Source organism: Streptomyces sp. Q2 (assembly GCF_056820935.1).
In genome coordinates, this window is sequence record NZ_JBXEJE010000056.1 from 35,304 (window position 1) to 56,168 (window position 20,865).

The following is a 20,865-nucleotide window of genomic DNA, read 5'->3' on the forward strand; positions in this document are numbered from 1 at the left end:
GGCCTGGGCGGTCCGTGAGACCCTTGGTGTCAAGTGTCCGCCGACCGAAAGCCTTGTAGTGACCGCGACTGACCGCTCTCTCGAGCTCATCACCACCGCCGCTCAGGCGGCCGCCGACAAGCTGGCGCACGACGTCATCGCCTACGACGTCAGCGACGTCCTGTCGATCACCGATGCCTTCCTGCTGGCCTCCGCCCCCAACGACCGCCAGGTCAAGTCGATCGTCGACGAGATCGAGGAGCGGCTCTCGAAGGAGCTCGGCGTCAAGCCGGTGCGCCGCGAGGGCGACCGCGAGGCCCGCTGGGTCCTGCTCGACTACGTGGACATCGTCGTCCACGTCCAGCACAGCGAGGAGCGTGTCTTCTACGCCCTGGAACGGCTGTGGAAGGACTGCCCCGAGCTCGACCTGCCCGCCGACGCCAAGGCGACCCGCGGCAAGGGCCAGGAGCACGCCAAGCTGCGCGCCGAGGAGGACGCCGCCGAGTTCGGGGACGCGCGGTGAGCGCCCCCGCGGGAGCCGGTCGCAAGCCGGGCCGCGGCCGCCGTGTCATTCTCTGGCGGCACGGCCAGACCGCATGGAACGTGGAGCGCCGCTTCCAGGGCACCACGGACGTCGCTCTCACCGAGACCGGCGTCTCCCAGGCCCGGCGTGCCGCCCGGCTGCTGGCTTCCTTGAACCCCGACGCGATCGTCGCCTCCGACCTTCAGCGGGCCGCCAACACGGCTGCCGAGCTCGCCGGGCTCACCGGCCTGGAGGTGACCCACGACGAGGGGCTGCGGGAGACCTACGCGGGCGTCTGGCAGGGGCTGACGCACGAGGAGATCATCGCCCGGCACGGCGAGGAGTACGCGGCGTGGAAGCGCGGCGAACCCGTGCGCCGCGGCGGCGGCGAACTGGAGACCGAGGTCGCCGACCGCGCCGCCCCCGTGGTGCTGCGGCACGCCGAGAAGCTTCCCGACGACGGCACGCTCGTCGTCGTCAGCCACGGCGGCACGATCCGGACGACCATCGGACGCCTCCTCGGCCTGGAGGCGCACCACTGGGAGAGCCTCGGCGGACTCTCCAACTGCTGCTGGTCCGTCCTCGGCGAGGGGGCCCGCGGCTGGCGCCTCCTCGAGCACAACGCCGGCACCCTCCCGGAGCCGGTGCTCGGCGACGACGACTGAGCGTCGCATCCGGCCCGCGACCCGGATTTCACTTTCCGGCAGGTCGCAGGCTAAAGTTCTTCTTGTTCGCCCGCCGAGCGGGAAGAACGCAAGGGGCTATAGCTCAGTTGGTAGAGCGCCTGCATGGCATGCAGGAGGTCAGGAGTTCAATTCTCCTTAGCTCCACAGATCGGCAGTCTCACGTCGCACTCTTGAGTTGTCAAAGATCGTGACCTGTCGAAGATCGCTTGGTGAAGATCCCGTCCCGTTGGGGCGGGATTTCTTTTATGCCCTCCTCAAAAGGGCCGTGCGCCGGGCCGTCTCCTCGTCGACCGGTGTGTAGACGACGATCCGGATTTCCGGCATCCCGTTGACCGACAGCGACACCGACGTCATCCGCAGCTCACCCGTCTCCGCGTGCCGGAAGGTCTTCACCCGCCGCCCGGGCTCCGCCACGTCGCCGCTCTCCCACAGCCGCGCGAACAGCGGGCTCGCGGCCGACAGCCTGCGTATGAAGTCCTCCCAGACCGGTTCCCCGGCATGCAGCCCGTAGGCGGCGCGCAGCGTGGCCACCATCACCGGCAGCTCCTTGTCCCGGAACACCAAGGGGCAGTCCTCCTCCGGCACCGTGAACAGCGCCCACAAGGCGTTGGGCGGACGCTCGGCGGGTATCGGCCCGGAGAGGAACAGGTCGCCGTAGACGGAGTTGGCGGCCAGGATGTCGTACCGCGAGTTGTAGACCACCGCCGGGCGTGGTTCGAGGGCCTCGATGATGCCCAGGACCTCCGGTCCCACGGTCTGCGCGAGGGTCTCCGGAGCGTGCGCGTACGGCACTTCGGCGAGGTGGTACAGGTGCTCCCGCTCCGGCGGGTCGAGCCGCAGCGTGCGGGCCACGGCGTCCAGCACCTGTGCCGAGGCGTTGATCGGCCGGCCCTGCTCCAGCCACGTGTACCAGGTCACGCCCACGCCCGAGAGCTGGGCGACCTCCTCGCGACGCAGCCCCGGGGTGCGGCGCCGGAAGCCCGGCGGCATGCCCACGTCCGCCGGTGTCACCCGGGCCCGCCGCGTGCGCAGGAAGGCGGCCAGCTCGGGCCGGCGGCGCTGTGTCGTCCGCATCGTCACGTCCCCCATCGTCGACGCCGGACCTGCCCCCTGCCAGGTGCTGTCAGTACCAGCATCAGCGGGCACTCGGCACCCGTACCGGAGCTGCGCCAGGCTCGACGGCATGACGACAACGCCCCGGACGGGGCCGGGTCCCGCACCCGTTCCAAGTCCTGCCATCAGTAAAGCGCCCGCCACTGACAATCGGGCCCGGCCGCTGCTCGCGCTCGTCCTCGCCGCCCAGTTCATGGCCCTGCTCGACGTGTTCATCGTGAACGTCGCGGCCCCGACCATCGCCACCGACCTCCACGCGTCCGGCGGGGACCTGCAGCTGGTGATCGCCGGGTACGCCATCACCTACTCCGTGCTGCTGATCACCGGGGCACGGCTCGGCGACCGGTTCGGCCACGGCCGGGTCCACCTGGCCGGGCTCGCCCTGTTCACGGTGGCCTCGCTCGCCTGCGGTCTGGCGCGGGGCCCCGCCGAACTGATCGTGTTCCGGCTGGTCCAGGGCGCCGGCTCGGCGGTGATGATCCCGCAGGTGCTCAGCCTGATCCAGCGCAACTTCACCGGCGAGGCCAGGATGAAGGCGCTCGGCGCCTACTCGGCGGTCCTCGCCGTCGGCGCCGCCGCCGGGCAGGTCCTCGGCGGAGTCCTGGTCGGCGCCGACCTGTTCGGCACCGGCTGGCGGCCGGTGTTCCTGGTCAACGTGCCGGTGGGCCTTGTCCTGCTGGCCGTCGGCAGCCGCGTACTGCTGCCCGGGGACGGTGCCGCGGTTCGGCGGCGGGCACGTGGCCTCGATCTGCCCGGCCTGGTGCTGCTCGGCGCGGCGGTGTCGCTGTTCACGGTGCCGCTGGTGCTCGGGCAGGAAGAGGACTGGCCGCTGTGGTCCTGGCTGTCGCTGGCCACGTCCGTGATCGTGTTCGTTCTGTTCTGGTGGTACGAGTCCCGGCTCGCCCGGCGTGGCGGTGTCCCGCTGATCGCGCCCCGGGTGCTGCGTCATCCGGGCATGGGCCTCGCCGTCTTCCGGATCCTGGCGGTGATGGCCGTCAACGGCGGCTTCCTGTTCGCGCTCACCCTGCACGTCCAGGGCGGCCTCGGCTACAGCGCGCTGCGGGCCGGACTCACCTTCGCGCCGACCGCGGTCGTCTTCGGCCTGGTCGGACTGACCTGGCGCCACTGGCCCGCGTCCTGGCAGCGTGCCCTGACCCCGGCCGGGTTCGTGATCACGGCGCTGGCGGTCGCGGGCGTGGGCCTGGCTCTGAAGGGCGGCGACGAGGGTGGTGCGTCGCTGTACGTCGCCTACGCCGGCGTGGGGGTCGGACTCGCGCTCGCCTTCAGTCCGACGCTCACGCGGGCGCTGGCCACGGTGCCGCCCGAGAACGCGGCGGACGCCAGCGGTCTGCTGGCCACGGTCACCCAACTCGGCCAGCTGACCGGTGTCGCGGTGTTCGGCACACTGTTCTTGAACCGGCTTGAGTCACTTGGGGGCTCGCAGGCGTATACCTCTGCGGAAGCGCTTCTGGCGTGCATGTTCGCGCTGGCCGGGACCGCCGCGGTGGGTGCCGTGTCCGGACTGGTACTGAGGCGTCGCTGACCGTATTGGTCCGGCCGTGGCAGAATCAAACGGCCGGAAGGGGGCGCGGCCCGACGGGAGGGAGTAGTGATGCCTGCGAGCATCCTCGCGGAGGTCGGCCACCTCCGTGAAGCAGCATCGACACGGGACACGGTCACCCGCCTCAGCTGCCCTTCCTGTGGTTCCGTCCATGTAGCCCAGGTCCTGGGGGACAACGGCGGGATTTCCTACGTGTGCACGGCCTGCGGCCACAGCTGGAGCTGATCGATGGGTGCACACAGGCGAAAGTGCGACTGGTGCGGCAGCGGTACGCCGATCGTCCGTGACATGGAGCCGGTCAACTCCGAGTACCAGTACTGGTGCGAGGAGTGCGCGCGGGCGCTGATCATAAAAGGCGACCCGATCGAGACGTACCGGGAACTGGAGGGCGAGCCGATCTACGGGCGGCTCCTCGAAGAGCACTGCACGCTCAAACGGTTCTATTCGTTCGTCACCGCGTGAGCCGTCACCGGATGGGCCATCACCGGATGGGCCATCACCGGATGGTCCGACACCGGATGAGCCGACATCAACTCCCGTATCCGGACAGAACGGAAACGATTTGGTGCTCCACGCGGTCGGCCGGTAAAGTTGGCGTCGCCGCCAGGGAAACCTGGCGACGCGGTCAACATGCGGCTTAGCCGCACGGCCGGCGAGGGGCTATAGCTCAGTTGGTAGAGCGCCTGCATGGCATGCAGGAGGTCAGGAGTTCAATTCTCCTTAGCTCCACAGCAATCGAAGGCGGGTCATCCGTGAGGATGACCCGCCTTCGACGTGTGTGCGGGGTGTGTCCGCCGATGACGGTCGAACGGCGGGCCGCCCCGGAGGGCAGCCCGCCGCGGTGTTCAGCGGCCCAGGGCGCGGCGGCCGCGGCCCTGGGAGAGGACCGGGAGATTGTTGCGGGTCGCACCCTGCGAGCGGGTGTCCTCCTCGAGGCGCAGCGCCAGCGCGGGGCAGCGTCGCACCGCGCGCAGTGCCTTCGCCTCCGCGTAACGCGGCACCTGGGCCTGCGCGACGGTCGGGAAGCCGTCGGCGCCCAGTTCGAAGACCTCCGGGAGGATGTCGGCGCACAGCCCGTGGCCCCGGCACAGCGTCCAGTCGACGTAGATCTTCTGGCGGCTGGGACCGTTCTCCTCGGACTCGCCGCCGCCGGGGATGCCCGTGGGCGTCTGGCCGCCCTCGAAGAGCGGCAGAACGCCCTCCACGGGCCTTCCGCAGCCGTTCCCGAGGACGTGCGCGGCCAGGTCGTCCGTGAACGCCTTGATCGTCGACTCCAGGAACATCGCGGACCCGTCGGGGTGCGAACACGCCCCGCGCCGCTTCACGTTCTTGGCGACCTGCTTGAGGGCCTCCAGAGCGGCCGGGCCACCGCCGTTGATGATGTCCTCCATGCCGCGCGCGGCGGCCGGCAGGCCGAGATAGCAGGGACCGCACTGTCCCGCGCTCTCCTCGGCCAGCCACTGCGCCACCCGCAGCGACTCGCCCAGCGGACAGGTCTCCTGACTGATCGGCAGGATGGCTCCGGCGCCGAGCGAACCGCCCACCGCGTCCAGGGAGTTGCGCGAGACGATCGCCTCGTTGACCGTCGCCGCGTCGATCCACTTGCCGTGGTAGCCGCCGGTCAGCACGCCCTGCGGGACCGGCGGGGCGCCGGCGAGCTGGAGGACGTACCGCAGCGGCACGCCCGTGGGGACCTCGATGACCATGGGGCGGGCGACCGCGCCCGAGACCGTGAGCATGACGGTGCCCGGCTCGTCGTACAGCCCCGTGTTGCCGTAGCGCTCCGGGCCGATGCGGGCGGCGATAGCGAGCTGGGCGAAGGTCTCCGCGTTCGACAGCAGGGTGGGCGCTCCGCCCACGCCGGTCTGCGAGGCGCTGACCTTGCGGCCGGGCGGGATCGCGGGGCCGCCGTCGATGGAGCGGATCAGCGACGCCGCCGCTCCGGTGACCATGCGGACGGGATTGCGCTGCACGCGCGCGCGTAGCGCCGACCGACGGCCGTTGCTGAGGCCGCGTTCGGCGAGCGCGGCCTCCATGGAGCGTTGCGTGGACTCACGGGTGACCCCCACCACGAGCGTGCGGGCACCCAGCGCCTCCGCGACCAGCAGAGCGCCGTCCAGGATGAGGTGCGGGGCACGGTTGATGAGCACCGTGTCCTTGCGGCAGGCCGGTTCGTCCTCGCTGCCGTTGACGACGACGACCGGCCGTACGCCGCGCTTGATCGCCGATTCGGCGACCGAGCGCAGCTTCTTGTGGAAGGGGAAGCCCGCGCCGCCGCGGCCCTTCAGGTTGATGGCCTCCGAGAGCTTGGCCAACTGCTCTCCACCCATGGGTTCGAGCGGCCCGTGCACCTTCAGGTGCATGGGCAGATCGAGCCTTTCCACAAGGTCGAAGCCCGACGTGAGCTGGGGAAGTCCGACCACGCGGACTTCTGGGACGTCCGGCAGGGCCTCGTTCACTTAAAGCCTCCGGAAGGCGTGTTCCAAGGTTCGCCCGAACCCGGTGCGTCGAAGTCGTACGAAGCACCGGGCAGTGTTTCAGTGGCGGGACCGCTGTTGTACGTGTCGTTCGGGTTGTACGTGCCGTAGAAGGTGTTCGACTCACCGGTGTCGTACACGTCACTCGTGCCGTACTGCCCCGCGCCCGGATTTCCTCCGTAGGCGGGGATGTTGTATCCGGTGTCCTGGAGCGGGTCGTAGACCGACGGGGGTGCCTCGCCGACCGGCGGCGGTGACGGGATCGGCCAGCTGCCCGACGTGCTGCCGCCGTTGTCGACGCGCGGGATCGCCTCCGTGGGCTGCATGTCCGTCGGCAGGTCCATGCGCGCGGTCTGGTCGGCGTAGGGCTGCCGCTGGCGCGGCGTCGACACGGCCCGGTAGGCGGCCGCGAAGCCGTTGGCGGGCTCCTGTGACGCGGGGGCGCCCGGGGGCGTGTCGTACGAGGCAGACGTGCTCGGCCGGGAGCGGGGCCCGCGCTGGTTCTCGTAGCCGGGCAGCGCGCCGCCCTCCGCCATCCGGGCCCGGCTCGCGTCGAGCTCCTCGCGGCCCGGCCGGTCCTCACCGGTCCCCAGGACCGCGGCGATCTTGTCGGCGACCCTGCGCTTGACCGGGCGCGGAGCCGCGCGCAGGGCGAGGGCCGCGGTGACGCCGAGCAGGGAGAGGCCGTACAGGATGACGAAGATCGGTTTCGCCGTGCGGCCCGCGTAGAGGCCGTGGATGAGCGCCGCGCACCAGGCCGGGTAGGCCAGCATGTGCATGGCACGCCAGCGGGCCGCCACCGGTGCGGGGGAGGCGAAGGCGCTGCGCATGGCGCCGGTGATGCCCACGAAGATCATGAGCAGGCCGGCGAGGGAGCCGAGTCCGATCAGGCCGGCGCTTCCGGTGACGCCGAGCGAGAAGGGGATCAGCGCCGAGATCAGACTTGTGTGGTCGAGCGCGATCTTGGTGGTGATGTGCAACAGCAGGAACGCGATCGAGGCGACCGCGGTCGACCGGTGCACCGCCTGTCCGATGATCCGTTGGCGTGTGTTCAGGAAGACCCGGTCCTGGGCGACCAGTCCCCAGATCACCGAGCAGCTGAGCGAGACGAGGGACAGGACGCCCGCGCCGAAATTCAGGAAGTCCCGGACCCTGTCACCTCCGACCAGCACGAATACGGGTATGAGGAGCAGGAAGGCAGCCGACGCAGCCCCATAGGCCGACCGGCCCGGCTTGGGGAGCGAGCTGTTACTACGACGAGCGTTCATGGGGGCAACTCCGAGCAGTTTCGGGAAAGCGGTCCCGCTGCCGCACTCTAAGTGGCTCCATACCGATGGGTACGAGGTTTGAGTTATTGCGTTGTTATCAAACGACAATGTGGCCGTTGTGATGTCCCTTAGTGGCTGTTACGCGAAGTAACCTTTGACGTTGGTTCGGCTGGTGTCGGGTGTCACCGGTGCCCTGGACAGAATCCGTGAGAGGCAGCACCGGTGCCAATGAGGCATACGTAAGCGCGTCGCATCGTGCTCAACGGCTGCGGTACCCTAACGCCATGCGTGCCGTACGCCTTCTGCTTAGCGAGCCGCGCTGATCAGTCCCGACCACCGGGCGAATCGGATGGTCGGAATCGGCGCGGCGTCCCCTCCTGTGCGAGGGGATTTTTCGTTTCTTGGATGTCACAGCCGCTGGCAGAGACGATCGATGGAGCTTTGAGGACCATGAGCGAGACGAACCCCGCTGCCACCGCTGCCATGTCGGCGGAAACAGCGCCGCACCGCTACACGGCCGCCATGGCGGCCGACATCGAGGCACGCTGGCAGGACTTCTGGGACGCCGAGGGTACCTACGCGGCGCCGAACCCGAGCGGTGACCTGGCCGGCGACCCGGAGCTGGCGGCCAAGCCCAAGAAGTTTCTCATGGACATGTTCCCGTACCCGTCCGGTGCGGGCCTGCACGTCGGCCACCCCCTGGGCTACATCGCCACCGACGTCTTCGCCCGCTTCCACCGGATGACCGGCCACAACGTCCTGCACACCCTGGGCTTCGACGCCTTCGGCCTGCCCGCCGAGCAGTACGCCGTGCAGACCGGCACCCACCCGCGCGTGTCCACCGAGGCCAACATCGAGAACATGAAGGTCCAGCTGCGCCGGCTGGGCCTGGGCCACGACAACCGCCGGTCGTTCGCCACGATCGACCCGGACTACTACAAGTGGACCCAGTGGATCTTCCTGCAGATCTTCAACTCCTGGTACGACGACGAGGCCGGCCGGGCCCGCCCCATCGCCGAGCTGATCGCCCAGTTCGAGACCGGTGAACGTGCCGTACCGGGGCACACGCGCGCGTGGCAGGAGCTGAGCGACACCGAGCGCGCCGACGTCCTGAGCGGGTTCCGCCTGGCGTACGCCTCCGACGCACCGGTCAACTGGTGCCCCGGGCTGGGCACCGTGCTGGCCAACGAGGAGGTCACCGCCGACGGCCGCTCCGAGCGCGGCAACTTCCCCGTCTTCAAGGCCAAGCTGCGCCAGTGGAACATGCGGATCACCGCTTATGCCGACCGGCTCATCGACGACCTGGACGCGCTGGACTGGCCCGAGGCCATCAAGCTGCAGCAGCGCAACTGGATCGGCCGCTCCGAGGGCGCCCGCGTCGACTTCCCGATCGACGGCGAGCGCATCACGGTCTTCACCACGCGCCCGGACACCCTGTTCGGCGCGACCTACATGGTGCTGGCGCCCGAGCACCCGCTGGTCGAGAAGTTCACGCCCGCCGCCTGGCCCGAGGGCACACACGAGGTGTGGACCGGTGGCCACGCGTCCCCGGCCGAGGCCGTAGCCGCCTACCGCGCGCAGGCCGCCGCCAAGTCGGACGTCGAGCGGCAGGCCGAGGCCAAGGACAAGACCGGTGTCTTCATCGGCGCGTACGCGACCAACCCGGTCAACGGCGAGCAGGTCCCGGTCTTCATCGCCGACTACGTGCTGATGGGCTACGGCACCGGCGCGATCATGGCCGTCCCGGCGGGCGACCAGCGCGACTTCGAGTTCGCGCGCGCCTTCGAGCTGCCGATCCACTGCATCGTCGAGCCGACCGACGGCCGCGGCACCGACACCTCGACGTGGGAGGACGCCTTCGCGTCGTACGACGCGAAGATCATCAACTCCTCCAACGAGGAGGTCTCGCTGGACGGCCTGGGCGTCGCCGACGCCAAGGCGCGCATCATCGAGTGGCTGGAGTCGAAGGGTGTCGGCGAGGGCACCGTCAACTTCCGGCTGCGCGACTGGCTGTTCAGTCGGCAGCGCTACTGGGGCGAGCCCTTCCCGATCGTCTACGACGAGGACGGCATCGCCCACTCCCTGCCCGAGTCGATGCTGCCGCTGGAGCTGCCGGAGGTCGAGGACTACTCGCCGCGCACCTTCGACGCGGACGACGCCGACACCGAGCCCGAGACGCCCCTGTCGCGCAACGAGGACTGGGTCAACGTCACCCTGGACCTGGGTGACGGACGCGGCCCCCGTCCGTACCGCCGCGAGACCAACACCATGCCCAACTGGGCCGGTTCCTGCTGGTACGAGCTGCGCTACCTGGACCCGCACAACGACCGCAAGCTGGTCGACCCGGAGATCGAGCAGTACTGGATGGGCCCCCGCGAGGGCCAGCCGCACGGCGGCGTCGACCTGTACGTCGGCGGCGCCGAGCACGCCGTACTGCACCTGCTGTACGCGCGTTTCTGGTCCAAGGTCTTGCACGACCTGGGGCACATCTCCTCGGCTGAACCGTTCCACCGGCTGTTCAACCAGGGCATGATCCAGGCCTACGTCTACCGCGACAGCCGTGGCATCGCGGTGCCCGCCGCCGAGGTGGATGAGCGCGACGGCGCGTACTACTACCAGGGCGAGAAGGTCTCCCGACTGCTGGGCAAGATGGGCAAGTCCCTGAAGAACGCGGTCACTCCGGACGAGATCTGCGCGGAGTACGGCGCGGACACCCTGCGCCTGTACGAGATGGCGATGGGTCCGCTGGACGTGTCCCGGCCGTGGGACACGCGCGCGGTGGTGGGCCAGTTCCGGCTGCTGCAGCGGCTGTGGCGCAACGTCGTGGACGAGACGACCGGCTCCCTGTCGGTGTCCGACACCGAGCCCGACGACGACACGCTGCGTGCCCTGCACAAGGCGATCGACGGGGTGCGCCAGGACCTGGAGGGCCTGCGGTTCAACACCGCCATCGCCAAGGTCACCGAGCTGAACAACCACCTGACCAAGGCGGGCGGCGCGGTGCCGCGCTCCGTCGCCGAGCCGCTGGTGCTGCTGGTCGCGCCGCTGGCCCCGCACATCGCCGAGGAACTGTGGCGCAGGCTGGGGCACACCGACTCGGTCGTCCACCAGGACTTCCCGGTCGCCGACCCGGCGTACGTCGTGGACGAGAGCGTGACCTGCGTCGTCCAGATCAAGGGCAAGGTCAAGGCGCGGCTGGAGGTCTCCCCGTCCATCTCCGACGACGAGCTGGAGAAGGTCGCGCTGGCCGACGAGAAGGTCGTGGCGGCGCTGGACGGCGCGGGCATCCGCAAGGTGATCGTGCGGGCGCCGAAGCTGGTGAACATCGTTCCGGCATAGGTACGACGGCGTCCTGCCGCTGCTCGGGGTAGTCCCCTACGGGCAGGTTCGGGGTTTTTCTGGAACTCCGGACCTGCCCGTAGCGTTTACCGTTGAAGAGCGGCGCGGAGCGTGCCGACGGTCGGAGGAGGAGCTGGTGGAAGCAGTGATCGCAGTGGTGGCCCTGCTTTTCGTGCTCTTTGTGGCACTCGGTGCCTACGCCACGGTGAAGGTGGTCGGTGCCGCCAAGCGCGGAGTGGACCGCACCATCACCCAGGCCCGACGTACGGTCGAGGACCACACACTGCGCGCCAAGTCCTTCGCCCAGCTCGGCCCGTCGGGCGAGATCGCCCAACTGCGCCTGAAGCTGCGCACGTCGATGCGCGCCACCCAGGACGCGCTGCACGCGGGCGTGGCCGAGGACGAGTCCCTCAAGGAGTCCATCGGCCTCTTCGAGCGGCTCAGCGCGCACGGACACGAACTGGACGCCGAGCTCAGGCGCCTGGAGTCCGAGCCCGACAAGTCCACGCTCGGTGAGCGGATGCCCGCCCTGCGCGAGCGCACCGAGCGGATCACCCAGTCGGCGGACTCGCTGCGCTGGGCCGCCCGCGACCGGGCCCGGCGCTTCGCCGACGACGACCTGGACTCGCTGAGCACCCAGATCGACGTCGAAGCCGGCGCCCTGCGGCACTGGACGACCGCGGAACCCGGCCCCGGCTCCGCCACACCGCCGCCTCCGTGGCCGGAGGCCCCGGCCGCTGCCGACGCCGGCGGTACGCCCCAGCAGACCTGGCCTCAGACGCCTCAGGCACGCACCGCCGAGGAGCCCACACAGGCGGCCATCACCCCGCCGAGTGCGTGCCCGACGTACCCCTGGCAGAAGAAGACCCGCCCCGAGACCACGACTTGATCCGGACACGGGCACCCAGGTGAGAGGGCCCGGGCTGCCGCCGGGGCGCTACGCCAGGTAACCTCCAGCTCATGTCCCGCCATGTCGCGATCGTCACCGATTCAACGGCCTACCTGCCGCCGCGGACGATGGAGCGCCACGGCATCACGGCGGTGCCGCTGACCGTGGTTCTCGGCGACCGGGCGCTCGAAGAGGGCACCGAGATCTCGACCCGTTCCCTGGCCCAGGCGCTGCAGAAGCGGCGCTCCGTCACCACCTCGCGTCCGAGCCCCCAGGTGTTCGCGGAGACCTACCGCAAGGTCGCCGAGGCCGGCGCCACCGGCATCGTCTCCCTGCACCTGTCCGCCGAACTCTCCGGCACGCACGACGCGGCGGTCGTGGCGGCGCGCGACGCTCCGGTTCCGGTACGGGTGGTGGACACCGGGATGGTCGCCATGGCCCTCGGGTTCTGCGCGCTCGCCGCGGCCGAGGTCGCGGAGACGGGCGGCACGGTGGACGAGGCCGTCACGGCCGCCGAGAAGCGGGCCGCGGGGACCTCCGCCTACTTCTACGTCGACACCCTCGACTATCTGCGTCGCGGCGGCCGCATCGGCGCCGCGCAGGCCCTCTTCGGTTCCGCGCTCGCGGTGAAGCCGTTGCTGCAGCTCCAGGGCGGCCGGATCGAGCCCTTGGAGAAGGTGCGGACGGCGTCGAAGGCCATCGCCCGCCTCGAGGAGATCGTGGCGGACCGGGCAGGCAGCGCGCAGGTCGACATCGCCGTGCACCATCTCGCCGCCCCCGAGCGGGCGTCGGCCTTGGCGGACCGCCTGCGGGTGCGGGTGCCGGGACTGGCCGACCTGCACGTGAGCGAGGTCGGTGCGGTGATCGGGGCGCATACAGGGCCTGGGTTGTTGGGGGTTGTGGTCTCGCCGCGTTGAGGTTGGCGGCTGGGGGTCTTGGGATGCGGTGTGGGGAGAAGTGTCGGCCGCCGAAGGGTTGTCGCTCGTGTGGGTGACGGAGTTTTCCACAACCGGGCGGTAGTCCCCGGGAATTGACCAAGATCATCGCGGCAGGGCCGATGTCCCCGATCCTCGGCGCATGGCACTTCGATCACGCTCACGCACAGCGAATCCCACCAGTGGCCCCGGACGGGGCCCCTCCTCCGACGGGCGCACCCGTCATCGTCGGGCCCCCGCCCGCAGTGGCCGCGCCCGGCACCGGCAGGCCTCCGCGGACGAACTCCGGCGGCGGGCCGAGGCGTTGTTCGCCGAACGCGCGGGAGAGTGGCGGGAGTCGGGGAAGAGTCCGCCGGGCGGGGAAGCGCGGGCTGCGGACGGTGTCGACGCGAGTGCGGGGGTAGGTCCGGCTGCGTCGGGTGCTGACGTGGGCGGGGAACGGGTGGACGGGGTCTTGGGGGGTTTGGCGGGGCCGGCGCGTTTGGCGAGGCCGATGGGTTTGGTGGGTTCGGTCGGGGACGGGGGCGGGGATGTCGGATTGACCGGTGGGCCTGGTGGGTCTGGTGCGTGCGGTGGGCCAGATGGGGCCACTGGGCTGGTCGGCGCTGTTGGGTCGGGTGGATCTTCGGGACCTGCTGGATCGGTTGGGGCGGCGAGGGCCGCTGGGGCGGCTGGAGGGTCAGCGTTGCCGGGAGCCGCCGGTTCGGCTGGACCGGTTGGAGCAGCAAGGGTGGCTGGATCGGCTCAGTTGCTCGGATCAGCCGGACCGGTGGGATCGGTTGGATCGGTTGGGACGGCTCAGCTAGCGGGACCAGTCCGACCGGTGGAGGCGCCCGGATCGGCTGGACAGGTTGGTTCAGCCGGACTGGTCGGGCCGGTCGGGGCGCTGGGCTCGGCTGGAGCTGTTGGCTCGGTCGGAGCGGTCGGAGCGGTCGGAGCGGTCGGAGCGGTCGGAGCGGTTGGCTCGGCTGTGGGGTCCGCCGAGGCAGTCAGGAATGCCGAGGCAGTCAGGAACGCCGAGGCAGTCAGGGATGGTGAGGCCGGTCTTGACGTGGGGCTCGGCGCTCTGGGGCGGCGGCGGGTGTGGGCCGGGCTGGCTCTGTGGGAGCGGATGCCGGTGTGGGTGCAGACGAGGTGTGGTCTGGAGCGGCGGAGCGTGCTCGCGCTCTCCGTGGTGCTCGTGGTCGCCGCGGTCTTCGCCGTGCAGCATTTCTGGGTGGGCCGGACCGAGTCCGTTCGAGCGCCCGAGGTGGTGCGCGCGGCGGCCCCGTATGAGGAGGAGGGACAGCACCGCGCCGAGCAGGCGGCGCCGACCGTCTCGGCCGGTGCGCCGAACGCCGCGGGGACGGCCGGGGTCGAGATCGTCGTGGACGTCAGCGGCAAGGTTCGTGAGCCGGGCATTCACCGCCTGCCTGCCGGTTCGCGGGTCGCCGACGCATTGCGCGCGGCCGGTGGGGTGCGTCCGGGTACGAACACCGACTGTCTCAACCGTGCCCGGTTCCTCGTGGACGGAGAACAGGTGATCGTCGGCGCTCCTGCCGCCGCCGTGATGCCCGGCTCGGGAGGTACGGGAGGTACGGGTGTGGGCGGCCCGGCCGGCTCGGTCGGCGCGGTGGGGGGAGGTGCTCCGGCTGCCCCTGTCTCCCTCAACACCGCCACCCTGGACCAACTCGACACGTTGCCGGGCGTCGGCCCGGTGCTGGCGCAGCACATCATCGACTACCGCACGCAGCGCGGGGGCTTCCGCTCGGTGGACGAACTGCGTGAGGTCAACGGCATCGGCGACCGCCGCTTCGCCGACCTGCGGAATCTCGTACGGCCATGAGGCAGACCCCCCACGTGCCGACCGAGCCCGACACACCCGACGACGGCCCCGGCAATGAGCCCCGGCCCGGCCTTGAAGCTCACCTCCCCGAGCCCCGACCCGGCCGCGCCTTCGCCGTCCACGGCGCCTCCGGGAAACGGCTGGGAGACGCTCATCCCCGAGAGGAAGGACCAACAGATCTACGTCTCGTACCGCCAGCCCTCGCGGCCTGGGCGACGGCCGCGCTGACACTGGACGTCCCGGGGCAGTGGGTCACCGTCCTCGCGGTGGGGTGTCTGGCGGTAGCAGGTGTACTCCTCGTGTCCGCGCGGGCACGCTCACGGCCCGCGGGCGTCACCTGGCCCCGTGCCTCGGTCGCCGCCGTGCTGCTCTGTGTCGGAGCGGCCGCCGTGTCCGCCGGGCTGCATGGGGCCGATCTGCGGCGGGGTCCGGTGCCCGCGCTGGCCGGGCAGTACGCCACGGCGACCGCCGAGGTCGAGGTGACCTCCGATCCCCGGCTCACCCGCCCCCGCATCAGGGGAAACCACGCGGCACCGGTCTCGGTGCTGATCAACGGCGAGGTACGACGCGTCGAGGCGGCGCACGGGGCGGCGGTGGCGACGCGCACGCCGGTGCTGGTGATCGTCGATGTGGCTTCGGGGCCCGGCCGGCCTGTGGGCGGGGGGTCGGGAGCGCGGGCCTCCGCGGACGGGCCGGGCCGGTCGCCCTGGCTCGGGCTGTTGCCGTCAACGCGGCTGCGAGTGACCGCGCGGCTGGCGCCCGCAGCGGTGGGCGGAGACAGAGTCGCGGCCGTGTTGCGGGTGCGGGGCCGGACGGCGCCGGACGTGGTGCGGGAGCCGTCGGCGGCGCAGCGGTTCGCGGGCCGGCTGCGCGCGGGGCTGCGGGAGGCCACGGACGGGCTGTCGGCGGACGCGCGGGCGCTGTTGCCGGGGCTGGTCGTCGGGGACACCGCACGGATCACCCCGGAACTGGACGAGGCCTTCAAGGAGACCGACCTCGCGCACACCCTGGCCGTCTCCGGGAGCAACCTCACGATCATCCTCGCCCTCCTCGTCGGCCCGCCCGGCCTGGCCCAGCGCGCCGAGCGTCGCGGTCTCGCACCCCGCCTGGGCATCTCGCTCCGGACGACCGCGCTGCTGGGCGGCGTGCTCACCCTCGCGTTCGTCGTCGTGTGCAGGCCGGACCCGAGCGTGCTGCGGGCCGCGGCCTGCGGAGCGATCGCGTTGCTCGCGCTCGCGACCGGCCGCCGGAGGTCACTGATCCCGGCGCTGGCGACGGCCGTCCTGCTGCTCGTGCTGTACGACCCGTGGCTGGCCCGGAGTTACGGCTTCCTGCTCTCCGTCCTGGCCACCGGGGCCCTGCTCACGCTGGGGCCCCGCTGGAGTCTCGCGCTGCGACGGCGCCGGGTTCCGCCGCGACTGGCCGAGGCGCTGGCGGCCGCGGCTGCCGCGCAGGCCTTGTGCGCGCCGGTCGTCGCCGTGCTGTCGGCGCGGGTGAGCCTGGTGGCGGTGCCGTGCAACCTCCTTGTGGAGTTCGCGGTCGCGCCGGCCACGGTGCTGGGCTTCGCCGCGTTGGCCACGGCGCCCATGGTGATGCCGGTGGCGAAGACGCTGGCCTGGTGCGCGAGTTGGCCGGCGGAGTGGATCGCCGGTACCGCTCGTACGGGGGCGGCACTGCCCGGCGGCGGAGTGGACTGGCCGGACAGCTGGGCCGGGGCGGCGCTGTTGCTCCTCGTCACCGTGCTCGTCCTGCTGGTGGGGCGGCGGCTGCTGGGACATCCCTGGCTGTGCGCGGCGTGCGGGCTGCTGGTCCTGCTGGCCGTCGTGCAGCCGCCGCCGCTGACCCGGGTGATCACGGGATGGCCGCCGCCGGGTTGGCGGCTGGCGATGTGCGATGTGGGCCAGGGCGACGCGACGGTGCTCTCGGCGGGCGACGGCACGGGCGTGGTCGTGGACGCGGGGCCCGATCCGGCGCTCGTCGACCACTGTCTGCGAACGCTCGGCATCACCAGGATCCCGCTGGTCGTGCTGACCCACTTCTTCTTTCAGCTGTTCAAATCTGTCTCATGAGATGTGTGGTTCAGTCTCGACTCGTTGCGGTGGTACGAGACAGGTGAGCTGATGGGAGTTTCCTCTCCAGCCCCTGGGGAGGGGCGAGTGTGGATCTTGCCTTTGTGCAGTCCGGGCTGCTGGAGAAGTACCTGGACACCGATGTGATCTCTGCTGCGAGGGTGGTCGCTTTGCTGAAGCGGCGGGGCATCCTCGATGGGACTCCGGTATGGCTCGATGAGGAGACGCAGACGCCGGTTCCACCCTTCTGCGAGTTCGGCAGGTATCTGTCAACGGCGTTGCTGGACGAGACCACGCTGAAGGACTACGGGCGGGTGATCGGTCGGCTGGACGACCATCTTGCTGGTTTGGACAGCGATGTGTTGTCGGCGGCGGAGTCCGATCTCATTTCGTACCGTGGCCATCGGACCCAGTGGCAGGAGAAGCCTGTCGGCGCGTCGGTTTGGAGCCGGGAGTCGTTCGTCCTGGACGACTTCTATGGCTTCCTCGTCGACCGGAGGATCTTGCCGCATCGCCCGGCGAGACTGGCTGCGCGGGGACGCAACGCCTTGGCGCCACGAGTGCGGTCGGGCATGGATATCCGGCACCTCACGTTTGAGCAGTACCGCTACTTCCGGGACGTCGGGCTGGGCGGGCAGCTGCCCAATGCCGAGGTGGATTCGGCCTTCCGCGGATGGTCGCCACTGCGCGGCCGCGCGGGCAGCGACATCGCTCTGGGCACGGGGGCACGCTGGCGGGAGTGGGCGACCGTGCTGCTGCCCGAGATCGGACTCTGGCCAGGAATGCCGGGCGGGGCGGCGGAGTACATCGTCCAAGCCTGCGCGAAATACGGCAAAGCCCGCCCGATTTATGTCCCTGAGGACGCCGTCGCGTCCGCCGACCTGTTCTGCCTGCTCGAGCGTCCGGACATCGTCCGCAGGGCGGCCCGAGGGCTGGAGCGCAAGGCCCGCGACCTGTTCGTGGTGGGTGAGGTCGACGTCGCCGGCGGCCGGATAAAGGGGGTCCTGGACGGTGTCGTGCGCGAGTTCCAGATGTCGGCGATGGACGCCAAGCTGCGCCGGATCACCGTCTACGAGGGCGAGTTCGGCCTGGAGGCCCTGTCCTTGTTCGTCTGCCGCGGCGGTCTGATGCCGGGGGCGGACGCCTGGAAGAGCTACCGCCACCGGGCCTGGACACGCATGACCAGCCTCGCCGATCGGACCACGCCACTACTGCCGGGCCGACGCTGGCGCTGGCACGACCTGCGGCACACCTACGCTCTGCGGCTTTTGACCTATCTGGAGAACATCATGGATGGCGAGGAGCCGGACATGCAGGCTCGCCGTCGCCGGCACCGGTCGTACTTGACCGGGCACATCCGGCACAACCCGCTTCTGATCGTCAGCCGGAGGCTCGGGCACGCGAATCCGGGAACCACCTACGAGTACCTCCAGTACACGGACGACTTGATCAACGAGTTCGAGGCTGCATTTTCCAGCTGGATTGGCGACGACGAGGCGTCCTACGCCGACATCGCGTCCCACGCGATCAACGGCGCGAAGGGCGGCCGCTGATGCCGAAGGCACGCCGGAAGGGCCGGAGCAACGAGGAACGCGACCGCTTGCGGGCAGCCCTGGCGAACCCTGCCCCGCCCGGCGGCATCGGCCCTCGGGTCGTCGAGGTCCCCCGACTGCTCATGGCGGTGGACCCCTCAGACTTCGGCTGTTCGCGTTTGGCCATGCAACTGGCCGATGAATGGGTTGAGTACGTGGCCGCCACCGCCATCACGACCCACGCGAAGGCCTACCGCCTGGCGATCACCCGGCTCTGCGCTTTCGCGGACAGGGAGCTCGGGTCGGCGGCGGAGACGGCGAGCTTGACCGACCCAAACCTCCTTGACCTGCTGGTGAAATGGGAGCTGTCACTGCCCGAGAGTTACGCTCCGAGTTCCACCTACCCTTGGGTTTTGGCGGGCGCCCTGCGGGTGTTGATCATCCGCCGGGACGACCACCCCGACCGTCTGGTCGCCCCGGACCTGGCCCGGCTGGCCCGCGGTCCCGCACTGCTGGGCAGCGGGGAGAAGACCGAACGGGACGAGTTCACTCGCCAGGAGAAGCAGGCCCTCGTCCGCGCCGCCTGGCAGAGCGTTCACGCCACCCGCAAACGTCTGGAGGAGGGGTGGGCCCTGGCCAAACAGGGACGTCACCCTGACCAAGGCAGCTGGACCAGCGTCCCCGATTTGCTCTGGGGCCTCGCCCACGAGCAAATCACCCCAGAAGACATTCACGGGGTCGTGCCTGCGCCCCGTACTTGGCCGCCGGAACTGCAGACGTTCGCCGCAGGCCCCGGAAGGGCTTTTGTTCCGCAGACGGCACGCCAGCAGCTGGCTCGCAAGCTATTCGCGAGGTTGTATCCGCACAACCTCGACCTCCACGCGTTCCGCATCCTGCTGATGGACGCCACCGGCCACGCCTCGGAAGAGGTCACCGGCTTTGGAGAGGCGGATGTGGAGTTCCTCCCCAAGGGCGTCCGGCTGACCCTCCTGAAGAACCGGGCCGAACACCGGCGACACCGCGCTTTTCGAGATCAGATATCTGGGTCCTGGGAGCAGGCCCCGGACGAAGACACCGACGGGCACCTCACGGTGAACTGGCCACGGCGCGAGGCCAGCGAGGTGGTCCGCCAGCTCATGGACACGACCGCTCGGGTCCGGGCCAAAGCACCGCACGTCACCCACACGCTCTTCGTCAGCGCCATGGTCCGCAGCGACTTCACTGCGGTCTTCGACGAGTGGAGGCCTGTGACCCAGAGCTCGTTCAAGAGCTGGCTGGACGCCACGGGCATCCAAATCAAGGGGGACCAGCACATCGGCCGGATGCGGAAATCGGTCAAGGTCGAGAAGGCCATCGTGAGCGAAGGACGCATCAGCGCCGCAGCGGATGACCACACCGAGGAAACCTTCGCCACCCACTACGCGCAGGGCACCACGCTGCGAATCCTGTCCGGGCGGACCATCGCCACGGCCCAGCAGCACTGGCTCGACAAGGCTCTTGCCCGCGTTGACGGACCCACCGTCGTCTCCGGCTCCACCGGAGAAGTCGACCAGGCCGTGTTGGAGGACGCGGGACTGTCCCCGCAGGAGGCCGAGGACATCATGGCCGGTCAGCTCGACATGGGCGTCTCCCACTGCAAGAACCCCTACCAGGGACCCTACAGCCGCCCCGGCGAGCTCTGCGCTGTCGCACCCCTGCGCTGCCTGGAATGCCAAAACGCCTGGATTCTTCCCTCCAACTTGCCTCAACTCCTGCTGTTCAAAGCGCACCTGGAACGGCTTCGCACGCTTCTCACCCCACAGGCGTTCGAGCGGCTATGGGGCCAGAGCTGGGTGAACCTCCGAGCCGTCCTGGAGGACCGCACGCCCGAGGAACTGGAACAGGCCCGCAAGCACATCGAAGCCGGCCAGGTCGTCCTGGACCTGCCGCTCGCCGCGAACACGGAGTTCGACGCATGATCCTGTCTCTGCCCGAGCAACGACGCCCCTCTCTGTTCCGGGACGATGAACCCGTCGTCCAGGGACGTTCGTTGCTCCCCGAGGCCCGTCAGCCCGGCGCCCGCATCCCCCGGTTCGGCGACAGGAACGTCTGGAACTTCAACGGGATTCTCAAGCGGCCGGCCAACTGCAAGGCCGCTGCGTGGAGGGTGCACTTCAGCTACGAGCTGGAGGATCCGTACTGGAACCTGCTTGCCCGCGAATTCCTGATGGTGACCTTCAACCCGCGGCACCCCGAAGTCCTCCGAAGGGGTGTCGTTCTCGAAGGCTACGGCGCTCCTAGCACCTTGATCCACGTTGCCTCACGCTTGCGGACGGCAGCGAATTGGGGCCACGAGAACGGACTTCCGGCCCATCCGGACGCATGGACCGTCGACGACCTGCGGCAACGCATCATCGACCTAGCCGCATCCGGAACTGCCCCGGACACGGTCAGAGCGCACGTGACCACCCTCAAGAATCTGGCGGCAGCCGTTTCTGTCCTGAGCCTGCCCTGGCCTGCCGGTGATCCCTGGCCTGGTCAGAGCGCCCGCAGCGTCGCCCAGTTGGGCACCAGCAAGGCTCTCGCTACCTCCACGGTTCCCCCGGCGACCTGGTGTCGGCGTACAAGCGAACGTGCACCACCTCGTACGGATGAAAGTGCACCATTTCTGATGCGGTGACGGGGTGTCG

14 protein-coding genes, 2 tRNA genes and 1 pseudogene are annotated in these 20,865 nt (G+C 70.1%); 14 read left to right on the forward strand and 3 right to left on the reverse strand.

Annotated features, from left to right (window positions below; genetic code table 11):
* Nucleotides 1-58 precede the first annotated feature (58 nt).
* From rsfS to ACWBNA_RS41760, 3 genes are all read left to right on the forward strand, one after another.
* The gene (gene rsfS, locus ACWBNA_RS41750; protein WP_217239929.1) at nt 59-502 is read left to right on the forward strand and encodes a ribosome silencing factor; all 444 of its coding nucleotides are present in this window, start codon (nt 59-61) and stop codon (nt 500-502) included.
* Complete coding sequence (locus ACWBNA_RS41755; RefSeq protein ID WP_482709810.1) at nt 499-1,167, forward strand: histidine phosphatase family protein; 669 nt, start codon at nt 499-501, stop codon at nt 1,165-1,167. Before rsfS ends, ACWBNA_RS41755 begins: the two co-directional genes overlap by 4 nt.
* Nucleotides 1,168-1,259: 92 nt before the next feature.
* Nucleotides 1,260-1,332, forward strand: a tRNA-Ala gene (locus ACWBNA_RS41760).
* Nucleotides 1,333-1,431: 99 nt separating this feature from the next.
* Here ACWBNA_RS41760 and ACWBNA_RS41765 read toward each other — a convergent pair.
* Nucleotides 1,432-2,262, reverse strand: a complete 831-nt coding sequence (locus tag ACWBNA_RS41765) for a helix-turn-helix transcriptional regulator (protein ID WP_482709823.1) — start codon at nt 2,260-2,262, stop codon at nt 1,432-1,434.
* A gap of 109 nt (nt 2,263-2,371) precedes the next feature.
* Between ACWBNA_RS41765 and ACWBNA_RS41770 the strand changes: the two genes are divergently transcribed.
* From ACWBNA_RS41770 to ACWBNA_RS41780, 3 genes are all read left to right on the forward strand, one after another.
* Entirely contained in the window at nt 2,372-3,844 is a 1,473-nt protein-coding gene (locus ACWBNA_RS41770; RefSeq protein WP_482709811.1) for an MFS transporter, read from the forward strand.
* A gap of 246 nt (nt 3,845-4,090) precedes the next feature.
* Nucleotides 4,091-4,324 (forward strand): hypothetical protein, encoded by a 234-nt coding sequence (locus ACWBNA_RS41775; RefSeq protein ID WP_007492859.1) that lies wholly within the window; start codon nt 4,091-4,093, stop codon nt 4,322-4,324.
* A 194-nt stretch (nt 4,325-4,518) separates the two neighbouring features.
* A tRNA-Ala gene (locus ACWBNA_RS41780) sits at nt 4,519-4,591 on the forward strand.
* Nucleotides 4,592-4,707: 116 nt separating this feature from the next.
* Here the strand turns inward: ACWBNA_RS41780 and ACWBNA_RS41785 are convergent.
* The gene (locus ACWBNA_RS41785; protein ID WP_482709812.1) at nt 4,708-6,321 is read right to left on the reverse strand and encodes an NADH-ubiquinone oxidoreductase-F iron-sulfur binding region domain-containing protein; all 1,614 of its coding nucleotides are present in this window, start codon (nt 6,319-6,321) and stop codon (nt 4,708-4,710) included.
* Nucleotides 6,318-7,607 carry a ferric reductase-like transmembrane domain-containing protein gene (locus ACWBNA_RS41790; RefSeq protein WP_482709813.1) on the reverse strand — a complete coding sequence of 430 codons (1,290 nt, stop codon included), beginning with the start codon at nt 7,605-7,607 and terminating at the stop codon, nt 6,318-6,320. The genes ACWBNA_RS41785 and ACWBNA_RS41790 overlap by 4 nt, the downstream gene beginning before the upstream one ends.
* A 450-nt stretch (nt 7,608-8,057) precedes the next feature.
* Between ACWBNA_RS41790 and leuS the strand changes: the two genes are divergently transcribed.
* The 8 genes and pseudogenes from leuS to ACWBNA_RS41830 all read left to right on the forward strand — a co-directional run bounded on the left by leuS (nt 8,058) and on the right by ACWBNA_RS41830 (nt 20,855).
* Nucleotides 8,058-10,946 (forward strand): leucine--tRNA ligase, encoded by a 2,889-nt coding sequence (leuS, locus tag ACWBNA_RS41795; protein ID WP_482709814.1) that lies wholly within the window; start codon nt 8,058-8,060, stop codon nt 10,944-10,946.
* 136 nt (nt 10,947-11,082) lie between these two features.
* Entirely contained in the window at nt 11,083-11,835 is a 753-nt protein-coding gene (locus ACWBNA_RS41800) for a hypothetical protein (protein ID WP_482709815.1), read from the forward strand.
* A gap of 71 nt (nt 11,836-11,906) precedes the next feature.
* A complete protein-coding gene (locus tag ACWBNA_RS41805) occupies nt 11,907-12,752 on the forward strand; it encodes a DegV family protein (protein WP_482709816.1) in 846 nt (281 codons plus the stop codon).
* A gap of 1,129 nt (nt 12,753-13,881) precedes the next feature.
* Nucleotides 13,882-14,595 (forward strand): ComEA family DNA-binding protein, encoded by a 714-nt coding sequence (locus ACWBNA_RS41810; RefSeq protein ID WP_482709824.1) that lies wholly within the window; start codon nt 13,882-13,884, stop codon nt 14,593-14,595.
* Nucleotides 14,592-16,634: pseudogene (locus ACWBNA_RS41815) on the forward strand (ComEC/Rec2 family competence protein); the annotation flags it as partial. The gene ACWBNA_RS41810 and the pseudogene ACWBNA_RS41815, both read left to right, overlap by 4 nt.
* A gap of 119 nt (nt 16,635-16,753) precedes the next feature.
* Nucleotides 16,754-18,217: a hypothetical protein gene (locus ACWBNA_RS41820; protein WP_482709817.1), complete on the forward strand. Its 1,464-nt coding sequence runs from the start codon at nt 16,754-16,756 to the stop codon at nt 18,215-18,217.
* Nucleotides 18,217-20,154, forward strand: a complete 1,938-nt coding sequence (locus ACWBNA_RS41825; RefSeq protein ID WP_482709818.1) for a hypothetical protein — start codon at nt 18,217-18,219, stop codon at nt 20,152-20,154. The genes ACWBNA_RS41820 and ACWBNA_RS41825 overlap by 1 nt, the downstream gene beginning before the upstream one ends.
* Nucleotides 20,151-20,855 (forward strand): hypothetical protein, encoded by a 705-nt coding sequence (locus ACWBNA_RS41830; protein ID WP_482709819.1) that lies wholly within the window; start codon nt 20,151-20,153, stop codon nt 20,853-20,855. Before ACWBNA_RS41825 ends, ACWBNA_RS41830 begins: the two co-directional genes overlap by 4 nt.
* The last annotated feature ends 10 nt before the right edge of the window (nt 20,856-20,865 follow it).

Excerpts from the sequence above, each read along its gene's own strand:
- ACWBNA_RS41765 (WP_482709823.1), bottom strand. The coding sequence starts at position 2,262 with ATGCGGACGACACAGCGCCGCCGGCCCGAGCTGGCCGCCTTCCTGCGC.
- ACWBNA_RS41770 (WP_482709811.1), top strand. The coding sequence starts at position 2,372 with ATGACGACAACGCCCCGGACGGGGCCGGGTCCCGCACCCGTTCCAAGT.
- ACWBNA_RS41775 (WP_007492859.1), top strand. The coding sequence starts at position 4,091 with ATGGGTGCACACAGGCGAAAGTGCGACTGGTGCGGCAGCGGTACGCCG.
- ACWBNA_RS41790 (WP_482709813.1), bottom strand. The coding sequence starts at position 7,607 with ATGAACGCTCGTCGTAGTAACAGCTCGCTCCCCAAGCCGGGCCGGTCG.
- leuS (WP_482709814.1), top strand. The coding sequence starts at position 8,058 with ATGAGCGAGACGAACCCCGCTGCCACCGCTGCCATGTCGGCGGAAACA.
- ACWBNA_RS41805 (WP_482709816.1), top strand. The coding sequence starts at position 11,907 with ATGTCCCGCCATGTCGCGATCGTCACCGATTCAACGGCCTACCTGCCG.
- ACWBNA_RS41810 (WP_482709824.1), top strand. The coding sequence starts at position 13,882 with ATGCCGGTGTGGGTGCAGACGAGGTGTGGTCTGGAGCGGCGGAGCGTG.
- ACWBNA_RS41825 (WP_482709818.1), top strand. The coding sequence starts at position 18,217 with ATGCCGAAGGCACGCCGGAAGGGCCGGAGCAACGAGGAACGCGACCGC.
- ACWBNA_RS41830 (WP_482709819.1), top strand. The coding sequence starts at position 20,151 with ATGATCCTGTCTCTGCCCGAGCAACGACGCCCCTCTCTGTTCCGGGAC.